The sequence below is a fragment of the Bartonella phoceensis genome (assembly GCF_902825145.1).
Taxonomy (GTDB): Bacteria; Pseudomonadota; Alphaproteobacteria; order Rhizobiales; family Rhizobiaceae; genus Bartonella; species Bartonella phoceensis.
Window position 1 is genome coordinate 1 of sequence record NZ_CADEAD010000013.1, and the last position, 12,659, is coordinate 12,659.

At 43.7% G+C, this 12,659-nt stretch carries 12 protein-coding genes, 1 tRNA gene, 1 other RNA gene and 1 pseudogene; 7 read left to right on the top strand and 8 right to left on the bottom strand.

Going from position 1 to position 12,659, the window contains the following annotated elements; all coding sequences use genetic code 11:
• Window positions 1-141 precede the first annotated feature (141 nt).
• From ssrS to J7R07_RS07625, 3 genes are all read left to right on the top strand, one after another.
• A non-coding RNA gene (gene ssrS / locus J7R07_RS07615) (6S RNA) lies at window positions 142-301 on the top strand.
• A gap of 310 nt (window positions 302-611) precedes the next feature.
• Complete coding sequence (locus tag J7R07_RS07620) at window positions 612-1,220, top strand: 5-formyltetrahydrofolate cyclo-ligase (protein WP_208436271.1); 609 nt, start codon at window positions 612-614, stop codon at window positions 1,218-1,220.
• A gap of 18 nt (window positions 1,221-1,238) precedes the next feature.
• Window positions 1,239-2,060 carry a TIGR00282 family metallophosphoesterase gene (locus J7R07_RS07625; RefSeq protein ID WP_208436283.1) on the top strand — a complete coding sequence of 274 codons (822 nt, stop codon included), beginning with the start codon at window positions 1,239-1,241 and terminating at the stop codon, window positions 2,058-2,060.
• A 377-nt stretch (window positions 2,061-2,437) separates the two neighbouring features.
• On the opposite strand, the gene murA is transcribed toward J7R07_RS07625, so the two are convergent.
• Both murA and J7R07_RS07635 read right to left on the bottom strand, forming a co-directional pair.
• Window positions 2,438-3,754, bottom strand: a complete 1,317-nt coding sequence (gene murA, locus J7R07_RS07630) for a UDP-N-acetylglucosamine 1-carboxyvinyltransferase (protein WP_208436272.1) — start codon at window positions 3,752-3,754, stop codon at window positions 2,438-2,440.
• A 193-nt stretch (window positions 3,755-3,947) separates the two neighbouring features.
• Window positions 3,948-4,097, bottom strand: coding sequence for a hypothetical protein (locus tag J7R07_RS07635; protein WP_208436273.1), 150 nt, complete (start codon window positions 4,095-4,097; stop codon window positions 3,948-3,950).
• A 204-nt stretch (window positions 4,098-4,301) separates the two neighbouring features.
• Between J7R07_RS07635 and J7R07_RS07640 the strand changes: the two genes are divergently transcribed.
• Window positions 4,302-4,376 (top strand) — tRNA-Thr (locus J7R07_RS07640).
• Between the two features lie 313 nt (window positions 4,377-4,689).
• Here J7R07_RS07640 and J7R07_RS07645 read toward each other — a convergent pair.
• The 5 genes and pseudogenes from J7R07_RS07645 to J7R07_RS07665 form a co-directional block, all read right to left on the bottom strand.
• Window positions 4,690-5,352 (bottom strand): annotated as a pseudogene (locus tag J7R07_RS07645) (lambda exonuclease family protein); the annotation flags it as partial.
• 92 nt (window positions 5,353-5,444) lie between these two features.
• Window positions 5,445-5,585 carry a hypothetical protein gene (locus J7R07_RS07650; protein WP_208436275.1) on the bottom strand — a complete coding sequence of 47 codons (141 nt, stop codon included), beginning with the start codon at window positions 5,583-5,585 and terminating at the stop codon, window positions 5,445-5,447.
• Window positions 5,586-5,808: 223 nt separating this feature from the next.
• Window positions 5,809-6,006, bottom strand: coding sequence for a hypothetical protein (locus J7R07_RS07655; protein WP_208436276.1), 198 nt, complete (start codon window positions 6,004-6,006; stop codon window positions 5,809-5,811).
• A gap of 6 nt (window positions 6,007-6,012) precedes the next feature.
• Entirely contained in the window at window positions 6,013-6,402 is a 390-nt protein-coding gene (locus tag J7R07_RS07660; protein ID WP_208436277.1) for a hypothetical protein, read from the bottom strand.
• 313 nt (window positions 6,403-6,715) lie between these two features.
• Entirely contained in the window at window positions 6,716-7,033 is a 318-nt protein-coding gene (locus tag J7R07_RS07665) for an XRE family transcriptional regulator (protein WP_208436278.1), read from the bottom strand.
• Between the two features lie 474 nt (window positions 7,034-7,507).
• Between J7R07_RS07665 and J7R07_RS07670 the strand changes: the two genes are divergently transcribed.
• From J7R07_RS07670 to J7R07_RS07680, 3 genes are all read left to right on the top strand, one after another.
• A complete protein-coding gene (locus J7R07_RS07670; protein ID WP_208436279.1) occupies window positions 7,508-8,698 on the top strand; it encodes a YdaU family protein in 1,191 nt (396 codons plus the stop codon).
• Entirely contained in the window at window positions 8,682-10,604 is a 1,923-nt protein-coding gene (locus tag J7R07_RS07675; protein WP_208436280.1) for a toprim domain-containing protein, read from the top strand. Before J7R07_RS07670 ends, J7R07_RS07675 begins: the two co-directional genes overlap by 17 nt.
• A 503-nt stretch (window positions 10,605-11,107) precedes the next feature.
• Entirely contained in the window at window positions 11,108-11,719 is a 612-nt protein-coding gene (locus J7R07_RS07680) for a hypothetical protein (RefSeq protein WP_208436281.1), read from the top strand.
• 35 nt (window positions 11,720-11,754) lie between these two features.
• Here the strand turns inward: J7R07_RS07680 and J7R07_RS07685 are convergent, their stop codons facing one another.
• Window positions 11,755-11,901, bottom strand: a complete 147-nt coding sequence (locus J7R07_RS07685; RefSeq protein ID WP_208436282.1) for a hypothetical protein — start codon at window positions 11,899-11,901, stop codon at window positions 11,755-11,757.
• Between the last annotated feature and the right edge of the window lie 758 nt (window positions 11,902-12,659).

Below are 12,659 nucleotides of genomic sequence, written 5' to 3' on the forward strand. Positions count from 1 at the left end.
CCCCCCCACCGGGCATCCCTTCACAAAACTCCCTCACCGGACACCCCACCGTGCATCGCCCACCGCATACTGTTCCGAAGAGATTGCACGGAAATCATTTTCTCTCTAGCAGAAGATATCAAACTGTTTTATAGTATGTGCGGTGTTCTGCGCTTCTCGACAGGAAATAACGTATTCCTGAGACCTTATTGATCTCTGAGGGAGCTGTCCCTGAAAAAGCTCGTGGGCTTTTTCATATGGCACCCACCTATTTTGTAGGTTCCCAGGGTCAACTTTTTCCACCGGCTGTCGTGGATCACCTTCCTCTTGCAAAATAAAATAAGCTGGCATGCTCTTTTTTGCCTAAAGCGAATTCCTGTGATATCTCTCAAGAGATTAACAGGAATTTTTGTTGATTGAGAAAACCTGATTTGTATACTTACAGCAGTTTATAGAACAATGAATGAGAAACAATGGCGTATACAACACGTATGGTCTGCCTCATTGATTTGCCAACCAACTCCGTAAAAACGGTTCACTCTCCTGTGCTCTCCTTTCAGCACAAGGGTATGTTATTTTTTTGCACTCCACCTCTTTTTATTTACAGCAATATATAGAATGATTGACGCAAAATGGTACGAAATACAGAGAATCTGCAGTTTTTTTCATCGATTCGCGCACAGCTCCGCAAGATTGGCTTATCTCACCGTGCAACCCTTTCCATACAGGAACGCGCTGTTTTTTCACAGCGCGCTTGTTTTTATCTGATTCGCAGTCTTGAAGAACAAAGGGAAGATTTTTCGCGTTTGATTCTGGCGGGCTATTGGCCGATCAAAACGGAAATGGACCCGCGTCCTTTATTTCATGCTATAGCGTTACGGGGTGGGCGTTTAGCATTACCTGCAGTCCTTGATTCAACCACCATGGTTTTTCGTTCCTATTCACAAAACACGGTGTTAGAGCCGATGCGCTTTGGCACCTTAGGGCCTGGAGCAGAAAATGCAGATGTTGTCCCGAATCTGATTATTGTTCCCCTTGCTGCGTTTGACAGCCAGTGTCACCGTCTTGGTTACGGAGGAGGTTATTATGACCGGGCCATTGAATCGCTTGAAACACAAGGGCATAGAGCGCGTTTGTTTGGCTTAGGCTTTTCGTGTCAGGAAGTTGAATCCATTCCGCATGCAGAGCATGATTTAATTGTAGAAGGAATTTTCACAGAAAAAGGTTTCTTAAAACGCTAAAGTGTGATTAAAACGCCTATGCGTTTTTTATTTTTAGGTGATATTGTTGGAACAACGGGCTGTACGGCTATTTTTGAACAGCTTCCACGGCTTATTGAGCAATGGAAACTTGATTTTGTTGTCGCGAATGGTGAAAATGCGTCCGATGGCTTTGGTATCAAGTATGAAACGTATCAAGACCTTTTAATGGCTGGAATTGACGTTGTGACAACAGGCAATCACGCTTTCTCGTGCAAAGAAGCCTTGCACTATGCGCGTGAAAGTGATCGTTTTTTGCGTCCAGCGAATTTTCTGCAAGAAATGCCTGGAAGAGGGACGGGTATTTTCACGGCGAAGAATGGCGCGCGTGTGCTTGTTGCCAATATTTTAGGAAGTGTTTTTATGCCCTACAAGGTTGTTGATCCGTTTGAAACAGCTGAAAATATTCTGTTTGCTTGCTCTTTGATGGAGCAAGCAGATGCGATTATTTTTGACTTTCACGCAGAAACGACGAGTGAAAAGCAATGTCTTGGCCATTTTCTTGATGGTCGTGTGAGTGTTGTTGCAGGGACGCATACCCATGTTCCTACGGCTGATGCACAAATATTAGAAGGCGGCACTGCTTATTTGTCGGATGCGGGCATGTGCGGCGACTATAACTCATCCATAGGAATGGATAAGGAAGAAGCGTTACATCGTTTTCTCTACAAGCAGAAGCAGGATCGTCTTGAACCGGCGTGTGGTCCTGCCACTCTTTGTGGTTTAGTTGTTGAGATTTCCGACCGCACGGGTTTAGCAAAAAAGGTTTCGGCGGTACGGATTGGTCCTCATTTAAAGCATGAAGTTCCAGATTTTTGGTAGGGATTTTTTATGAGGGATTTTTTTGGCCAGTATGATTCTTTCTTCACCTCAAAGAGATTTCATCCCAAAGCGCGGCCTTAAAAGATCACGCAACATATTCTCTCCCAAAGGAGCATTCTTCCATCCCTCCTGCAAGAGCGCTTAAAGAGCGCGAAATCTGCTTCCAATAAATAAATCCTAAAAGCTAGGCGCCCATGAAAGCAAAGGCTCTTAAGAAATATCCTTTAAAAAGAACATTTTCTTAAAAGAAGGCTAAGCTGGAAAAACCGTATAGCAAAAAATTTTACACCCGAGATTCCATTGCGCACAAAGGGCCTCTTGAGAAATGATGTCCAGTATCTGCTCTCAGGTGCATAAAAAAACACCCCCGAAGGGGGTTAGGCTGTTACCCGTTGGATGATAGCGCCACATTGGGCTAATTTTTCTTCCAATCTCTCAAATCCGCGATCAAGATGATAGACACGATTGACGATTGTTTCACCCTTTGCAGCCAGAGCAGCAATAACAAGAGAGACAGAAGCGCGTAGATCGGTCGCCATGACTGGTGCACCTTGGAGATTTTCTGTTCCATAGATGGTTGCTGTCTGTCCATCGAGTTTTATCTGAGCGCCCAAACGATTGAGTTCTTGAACATGCATAAAACGATTTTCGAAAATTGTTTCAGTAATATGTGCAATACCCTGAGCTCTTGTCATGAGAGCCATGAATTGTGCTTGGAGATCTGTTGGGAATGCAGGATAAGGACCTGTTTTGATATCCACGGGCATTATTTTTGTCTGACGTGGATTTCGTTTAACGTGAATTCCCTGAGGTTCTATTTGAATATCGAGTCCGGCTTTTTGGAGCACGCCCAGCACCTGGGTTAGATGGTTAGGATTTGCATTTTTGAGGAAGACATCTCCGCCTGTCATAGCGACAGCCATAGCATAGGTTCCTGCTTCAATTCGATCGGCAATGACACGCACTCTCGCCCCATTGAGTTTTTTTACGCCCTCGATTGTGAGTGTAGATGTTCCCTCACCGAGTATTTTTGCACCCATTGCGTTGAGGGTTCGAATAAGGTTAGCGACTTCTGGTTCACAAGCAGCATTTTCGAGGATAGTTTTTCCCTTTGCCATTGTAGCTGCCATGAGCAACACATGTGTTCCCCCGACCGTGACTTTAGGAAAGCGATAGAGCGTTCCCTTTAACCCCCTTGGAGCTTTAGCACGAACATATCCATTTTCGATAGCGATATGTGCTCCTAAAGTTTTGAGTCCCTCGAGGATAAAATCGACGGGTCTTGTACCGATAGCGCATCCTCCAGGCAGGGAAACATATGCTTCTCTGCATCGTGCCAGCAGTGGTCCGATCACCCAAAAGCTTGCGCGCATTTTTTTCACTAATTCGTATGGAGCCCGTGTTGTAGCGATTTTTTGAGCCGTAAAATGGATTGTTCTTGCATCCATATAACTTGCATCCCTATAATCCTGTTCGATTTCCTGTTCCTGTCCGTCGACAGCGTATCCGACACCATGATTATTGAGAATGCGAATGAGCAATTCGACATCCGCAAGATGTGGAATATTTTCCAAAGTAAGCGTTTCTTCTGTAAGCAGTGACGCAATCATAAGAGGCAACGCAGCATTTTTTGCCCCTGAGATAGGGATTGTCCCTTTAAGTTTTTTCCCGCCAACAATTTGAATAGAATCCATAGTGCTTTCCCTTTTCCCCTTTGTATTTCCCCTTCCAAAGGTTTTACCCCCCGAAAAGTTATTTTTTTGTATGATTTCAAAACGAAACCTTTTTTTATGACTTCAAAACGAAATCGGTGATTTTAGAACGAATCTCACACATTAGAACGAATCATTGAGAGGTTTGGTTGCAAGGCTGCCATAAGAAACATTTTCAGGAATTTTCTTGCGCTCTTTTTCGGTTTTGCTCTTTTCTACGCTTCAGGTTTTGGCGCAATTGTTGAGCTAATCTTTCTTGGCGTCGTTTTGCTTTTTCATCCTTTTGATTAATTTCTTGTTGTTGTTTTTGATGCATCTGTGTCATTGTGCAACCTTTTGAGCAATGTTGAGCTTCTTCCAGCACCTTATGGCTTTTGTATAAGAGCTCACGGCTTTGTATAAGAACTCATGGCTTTTGTATAAGAAATATATGTCATGACACAAGGGGGATTTTCTTTCAAGAATAGACGAATGCTCTCTTGCCTATTTTAGTACAATATGGCACAAGACAGCGCACGAATTGAAAAGGGCTGCGGTAGCTCAGTGGTAGAGCACTCCCTTGGTAAGGGAGAGGTCGAGAGTTCAATCCTCTCTCGCAGCACCATGCTACAGAATATTTTAACATCCCTGTATTTTTCAACCATCGTCCTCTTTTTCTAGTTCTTTCATAGCATTTTAGCCGCACTGCTGTTGTAGTATTTTGTTGTTTCCACACTGTTCACTTGATTCTCTTTTTTTCTTGTCCTGCAGTTTATTTGGGTTTTGCGCCCAATTTTTGCGTCTGTGCACTCCTTCACCATCCCCCGGCCCTTACGCCCATCTCTCAAGATATGTGCCCCTTCACCACGCCCTTGTCCCTTACGCCCATCTCTCAAGATATGCGCCCCTTCACCACGCCCTTGTCCCTTACGCTCTACCCCTGGTTTGCGCTCCTCCAAAACGTTTTCCATTCTGATACCAAACCCTGTCTTGGCAGCTTTAATCTGTTGTACCATAGCCTCCAGCGCCTCATTAAAACACTGGATCTCACTTTCAAGCTTTTGAATATAAACTTCGTCACGATAAGCGCGCTTAATCAGAGGCGGCATATCAGGCCAATAGAGCATCAAATCCACCCATTCTCGTTGAGCAATCCACAATCCTCCCTGACATTGTGCTTTATGCTCTTCAGGAAAACGCTTTTGCAAGAAGTGGGGGATCAAGATTTCAGGTTTTTTGGTTTTGATTTCCAACAATCCGTTTGTTCCAACAAAAGCATCAGGGGAAAAGCCTTTCATACGATCATCAGCGAGCACAAATCCTACACATTCAGGTTCTGTTTTCGTGAGTTTTCCATAAAGTTTTCGCGCATTTGGTTCTAATTTTGTTCCCCGTCGCATAGAAAATGTTGTTCCCTCATCGACGGTTTTTCCGGTGATTCTTTCTCCTGCGAGTTTCATCATCACAGCCGAATATTTTGAAGTTTTTTGCCCTTGTTTTTTTTGTGCCATCACCATTTCAAACAAAGAAGCCGTAATCAATCCATTGCGTGCTTTCTGCCATTCATCTGTTCCCTGAATACAATCGATAATGATTGGCATGATTTTATTTCTCCTTTTTTTAAGACATTCTCTTTGAAGTACTTTTTTACTTCAGCACCTTCGTCTGGCCTTTAAAAACCTCCGTTCTTTGTTTATGGAGAGCGGCTGTTTTTGTTGAAACATTTTGTCATTGATTGATCTTGGCCTTTTTTATAGTCCATGCGCAGCCGTTTAGGCTTGCCTTGCCCCCCTCCCCCAGACAATTTTTTTCTTCTCCCAAAGCCCCTTGACATGTGCCCCACCTCTTCTCCAGAGGCCCCCGCACGCTTAAAACGCAACGCCTCACACGCCCCACACCCTGAGCATACAAAAGCATACAGCCCCAACCATACAGGATTGCAGCATAGACAATAGCGGCATAAAACCTTGAAGCGTTTTGCCTCCCGTGGGCATCCACTTCCCCGCCGAAAAAACGCTTCAAGACTCTGTTTTTTGCTTTATTGCCTAAAATCCGTTTCACTCATGCTGTTGCACAACACAAAAATCATCTCGGAAATATTCTTCCACCAAATTTTTTGCGACACGTTCTGCATCCTGCCGCGACAAAAAAAGGACAGCGTTCTGTTTTTGTGGTTCAAGTTTGATGGTATTTTTGACGTTTCCAGCATAGTAAAGCGGAATTCCCTGATAAAAAGTTTTGAGATAACTTGCCATGGTTTTTTACCACCAGTAATCGTTCAAGACATCACAGGGACGCAAGCGATGCTGTTTTTCGTAAGATCCATAGAAATTATCTTCATACTCGCGCGCGTTTTTTTCATTAAGGTGCGCATGGTAGGCATCACTATTAAGGATGAATGGCTGCAGTTGGCTATTTTGTTCGTCAATTTCATGATTTACGACATAGACATCGGCGAGTTGTTCACTGACATCCTCTGCATGAAGTGTCATGAGATCGAGCCGCAAGAGTCGATGAACAGTTTCATATTCTTCCACCAGATCGAGCACTTCTTCCATTTGCTCGAGAGGCCCTTCATAGGCATCGCTCTTTTCATCCTCACAGAGAATAATGAGTATTTCATCCTCTTTAACGAATGGAATATTTTTCATAATTTCCCCCCTTTCGACAGTTGATAAAGCACAGCTTTGTCTTGACAAGGCTGAATATAGCGTTAGTCTTATCTCCTCTATAGGAGAGATGTCAATTATTTTATCCTTTATAAAAGATAATTTTTTAGTCTTTGCGACGTTCGAACGAGATATATGAACAAATCACCTGTCTTCCTTTGTTCACCCTATGTCCTTGTATTGTTCTCTATTTGTTCTTACCGACCGCAACCACAAACAGACAGGAGAGCTAAAATGCGTGATTTAGAATTGATAAAATATTGGTCTACTCTTGATTCAAAAGCGCAAAAAGAGCTTATTTTGATGCTTCGTCAACTGGTCGCCGCAAAAGAGTCAAAATCGCCTGCCTTTCCTCAGGAGAAAGTTTTGAGATAAGCTCTATAAATTCTTTATCTTCGGGACTCACGCCCTGTCCGTAGAGAACATAATTCATACTGACATTAATTTCGTGGCAAATGCGCGCGAGGGATTCAATTGTTGGTTCTTTTCCTTCAGTGAGGATAGAGTGAAGGTACCCAGCACCTTTACCGGCTGCGAGGGAGATAGATCTTTTTGAGCGACCACTTTTTTTAAGTGCAGCGCTCAATCTTTGCCGCCAACCATCGATATTCATAGTTTCACCATATAGCGCGTCTTTCTAAAAAAACACGTCCTTTTTGTAAAACGTGCTTGCATTATCCTCTAAAAAGGATAAAATTAAGAAAACAAATTTTACTTTTTAGGGGGGGATAAAAGTTCATTTTCAGATCAAAAAATTCTCTCTTTCACCCCAAATGATGCAAAAAGGCGCTCCCTAAAGCCCCGCGAAAGCCTATGCGTTTAGAAATATTGTATTATTTATCCTTTGCTCTCTATGCAATTTCACACTGTAAAGTTGCACACACTGATGAAAGTGCAACCAACTATTTCTTAGACTTCATCAAGCAACACCCAAAGAGCCGACATCGAACAGAACAAACTGCAATAAAACCACTCCCCTTATGACTAAAGAGGCAAAACTGTCAACTGAATGCCACTAAATGCATAAAATGCTGTTCCTGGTTTTATTGTGAAGAGAAATGCAGAAAAGAAGAAAGTGGATTGAAGCATGGAACATGTCAATCAACAAGCAACTCCTCACTATGAATCGTCTAGGCTTCCTTATGTTTGTTGGTATCAGAATGATTTTCTAGGGGGAGTACGTGGAATGCGTGCACACGAAATTGGAATTTATACGATTCTTCTTAACGAGATGTATGCACGCGGTCGTCCTCTAGAATTATCGGTAGAACGTTTAGCGCGTCTTTGCGGTTGTGACAAGCGTACTTTTGTGAATGTTTTAGAAATGCTGATAGATGAGGGAAAAATTTTAAATTTATCGAGTGGTTTGTGGAATAAGCGCTGCGAAAGTGTTTTTTACGAACGAACAAAATTGCTTGAACAGAAATCCTTTGCGGGCCGTTCTTCAGCAAAAAAACGCAAGAAAATCAATGAGGTTTTTCAACATCTGCTCAACGAACGTGCAAGAGATGATGAACAAAGCTTAGAATCTCAGAAGGGGGAAGAAAAGGAAACACCTAACGGTGTTTCAGAAAAGAAATTGTTTCTGACCAAGCCACAAGAGGAGAGAGAACAGGAGGGAAGCCTATCAGATCTGTGTTCGCCATCCACACGTAGCACCCCTCTTCCAGGCACATTGCGTGTACAAGATGGAGGAGAAAACCACACCCCCTCACCCGGCACACACTCCGCACCTGGCACACACTCCGCACCCGGCACACCCCCCTCACCCGGCACAAACTCCGCACCTGGCACACACAAGGGGCCACACCGCACCCCCTCACCGACAAGTGAAGAAAACCCTAACACCTTAGGGGTAAGCCCAGAGCGTTCTGCTTCTCTGGGCGTCTCCACACCCCCCTCACCCGGCACACGCAAGGTAAAAAACCACCCAGTGATACTCAAAGGACAACGTCTTCCCAGTGATTGGCAAGCAGATATTGGTGCGGCGGTTTTGGAAGGTTTGAGTGAAGACCAAGCACGTTGGCAAGAAAAGAAATTTCGCGACTATTGGCATGCCAAAAGTGGCAAAGAAGCGCTTAAAGTGGATTGGCAAGCCACATGGCGCAATTGGTTTCGCCGAGAGATTGAGCGGATAAAAGAACATCAGGAAAGGCGCGCTGTTTTTTCCTCTCGCGCGTCCAAAACAGCTTCCAACAGCGGCAATGATGCCGACAATGATGCTCTTTACCGCAGCCTTATCAACTACCATAGACATGAACATGAGCACGATTTTTGAGATCAAACAACAACTTATTGCCCAAGCAAGCACAATAGCAGAAATGCTTCTTCCCCAAGGACAAAGACGCGGCAACGATTGGATTATAGGCAACACGCGTGGTGAAGTGGGCAAAAGTTTATCGGTGTGCTTAAGCGGCAATAAAGCGGGTCTTTGGTATGATTTTGCAGAAAGCAGAGGCGGTGACCTTTTAGACCTTTGGTGTGAAGTCAAAGGGATCAGCCTTTCTCAAGCCTTAGAAGAAGCGCGCGCCACGCTCAATCTAACGCGTCCCAAACCCTTTATGGCTCCGCATCGTTCCTATCGACGTCCACCGGCTCCCACCGGTGGCACACCACAGAATTTAGTAAAAACGTATCTCCACAAAGAGCGCGGTATCCCTCTTGAGATTTTAAAGCGTTACCGCATAGGAGAAGATGGAGAAAAAATCATTTTTCCCTTTTATAAGCCCGATGGCACCCTTGCCTTGGTAAAAGAACGGCGCGCACAAGCAGGAGCGAAATCAAAACCAACGATAGCACAATGTGAACCGATTTTGTTTGGCTGGCAAGCTCTTTGCACCACAAACCACACACACACCACCAACAACAACGCACCCACCGTCACAAACCAAACTTTTCCTTCTGCCAATCGCACCCTTGTCATCACGGAAGGAGAAATTGATGCACTTTCCTTAGCGGCTTATGGATATCCGACAGTGTCTGTACCGTTTGGAGGAGGCGTTGGGGGCAAACACAACTGGATTGAAAATGAGTTTGATCACTTAGAATCTTTTGAAACCATCTTTTTAGCCACCGATATGGACAAACCGGGTGAAGAAGCGGCATATGAAATTGCCCGTAGGCTTGGTCGTCACCGCTGCTACCGTGTCCATCTTCCCTGCAAAGACGCGAATGACTGTTTAACCGCCAGCATTGATACTGCCACCATAAAAGCAGCCTTTTCCTCAGCAAAAAGCTTTGCACCAGAAGGTTTACGCCGCGCCTCAGACTATAAAGACCAAGTCATCGGCCTCTTTTGGCCAGAGCCTGAACACCATGTAGGCTATACGCTGCCCTACCCTAAACTCAACGGTAAACTGTATTTTCGCCCAGCAGAATTAACGCTGTGGAGTGGTGCGAGTGGTGCTGGCAAAAGCCAACTGTTATCAGACTGTATTCCCCATTGGATTTCACAAAAGAGTCGTCTTTGCTTAGCTTCGCTCGAGATGAAAGGAGAACAATCCTTACGCCGTTTAACCAAACAAACGGGGGGCTTAGAGCACCCCACAAGAGAGATGATTGAACGGATTTTACAGTTTTTAGATGATGGGCTTATTCTTTATGAACATGTGGGCAAATCGAGTGTCGATACATTGCTGGATGTGTTTGACTATTGCCGTGCACGCTATGGCTGCGATCAATTTATCATCGACAGTCTCATGCGGCTAGGCATTGCTTCAGATGATTATGTTGGTCAAGAACAAGCGGTTTATAAGATGGTTGATTGGGCAGTTTTAAACGATGTGCACATTCATCTTGTTGCCCATGCCCGTAAAGGCAGTTTAGAGAAAGATATCCCCGGCACAGAAGACATTAAAGGCGCCTCAGAAATTGGTGCCAATGCCTTTAACATCATCACCATTTGGCGCAATCGATCCTTAGAAGACAAAATTTTTTCTGCATCCCTGAAAGAAGAAAAAGCAGATTTAGCCAAACGTCCAGGGGTTATTATGAATATTGCCAAACAACGCTCTGGTGATTTTGAAGGCAAAATTGGTCTCTGGTTTGACCCACAAACCTATCGCTATCGGTGTTCTTCTGAGCACTCCTTAACCCCTCTGCATTATCTTGACCAGCCAAGTAACAACACTGCCCTCTCCAAGAGCGCTGCCCTTATTCTACCAACACACTTCACTCCCTCATAAACAAAAGAAGAAAGAATTCCGATAATACCTCTAGGCATCCAATCGTCCAAGAACAAAAGCCACGTCCTCCCTCTGCTCCACTCCCACACGAGCCAAAGCAAGGACAGCCCCAACCATGCAGCCTCCCCTTCAAGAACAACTCCATGCAACAGCCTCGCTCCCCGCTTACAAATGGGCAAAATCGGGGGAACCGCTCATAAAGCAATAAACCCCCCACCACCCCTTCAAAAACACACCCCACGCAACAACTATGCTTCCTGCCTTTTCACAAGTAAAAATGAAAGGCAACGCCAAAAATGCAGAAAAATACGACTAACCTTCAAGAACAAAATTCACAGAACGCCCCCTGTGTTTTCAATCCTCCACATAAAGAAATGTCACCCATTCCTAATCTTTAACACCCAAGAAAGGACTGAGCCAAAGCTTATCCCTGATGCGCAGAACCCTCTTACCCGTCATCTTTTAAACATAGAGCCAAACTTACAATTTTTTAAGGAGAAAACATGACTTATCAAGAGAAAAGAAATCATGAAAGGAAGCCACAAACTTTTCCTCTTTCACGCGTTTGTAAAGAGAAACACCATATTGGCCACTTAAAGACAGAAGAAATCGCTGTTGAAACGAGCAATCCTTATTTTCAGCCCAGTTATCCAGAAAACGCTAGTAATCCGCGCACCATCAAAGCCATTGCCAATGCAAAAAGCCGTCCTATTGCGCTTTTATATGCGAAAGGGCATCTCAGCAAAGCACAATATAAAGCAGCAGAACGTTTTTATGTTTACTGGCGCCAAAGTCAGGCAGACCTCCATATGAGTCCTGACTACACGCGTGAAAGGGTTGCGTGCGGCCAAGGTTACATACACCCCATTGAACGTCAAATAGAGGCATCCAATCATTTAAAAACGATCAAGATTGACCTTGGTATTCTTGGCTATTCACTTGTAGAAAAGGTTGTCGGTTACGGTCAAGCGCTCAAAGAGTTAAGCGACTCAAAGCGCAAACAAAACTCCCTTGCAGACCATTTACGAGACTGTTTAGACCTGTTAGCACTTCATTGGGGATATACGACTCGTAAATGCTCTGAAACATCCCCTCCGCACAAAGCGTACAAATGAAAATATCACGCAATTCCCTATACCCATACCGATCCTCATACCGGTGCCCATACCGGTGCCCATACCGGTCCCATACCGGTCCCATACCGGTGCCCATACAGTCCAATGAAATCCACACAGCCAACCTCCACCCCACAAATCTCCACCTTGCTGGCCTCGATTTCACGGGTGACATTCCCCATTGAAGTTGTCTCACTTTTATAAAAATTTGTAGTTTTTAAGATCTTTATCTGTTTAAGACTTCATCCATAAAATACATGTCATGACTCTTATCATTTTTCTCATGTATAAGTAGACTTTTAAAATTACTCTGCTCTCAAAAAAGTCATTTCGCAAAGAATAAAAGTGGTTTTTAGAATAAAACCATAGTGCCTAAAGTGCTTTAAAACATGACTTAATAATATGCGCTTTGAATAAAAAACCGTATTTAAGAATATTTATTCGTGTATAAATTTAAAACAAAACAAAAGTTATAGAAAAATTTTTCTTCATATAATGTTTTAATATATTTATTTTTCTGAAAACTAATTATTTTATAGGATCATAATTTATAAAGATGTAAAAATAAAAAAAAGATCACAAATTGGTACCAAAATATACCAATTATTCTAGATTTTTTGTTCCCTTTTGCATTATATTAGCCTCTTAACCTCATCATACACTCGTTCCACATTTTAAAGATGTAGGAGGTGGGTATTTATAGAAAACACAATAACCAATCACTACAGGATCCAAAAAACACAATTTTTTTAGTTATCTCTTTTTCATACGAAATATACCATCCCTCACGGGATGCACTTCAACCCTAATGGATACATCCCAACAATCCCTAAGGGGTGCATCCCAACCCTCATGGGACACACCCCACCCTGAAGGGGTGCATCCCAACCCTCATGGGACACACCCCACCCTGAAGGGGTGCATCCCAACCCTCATGGGA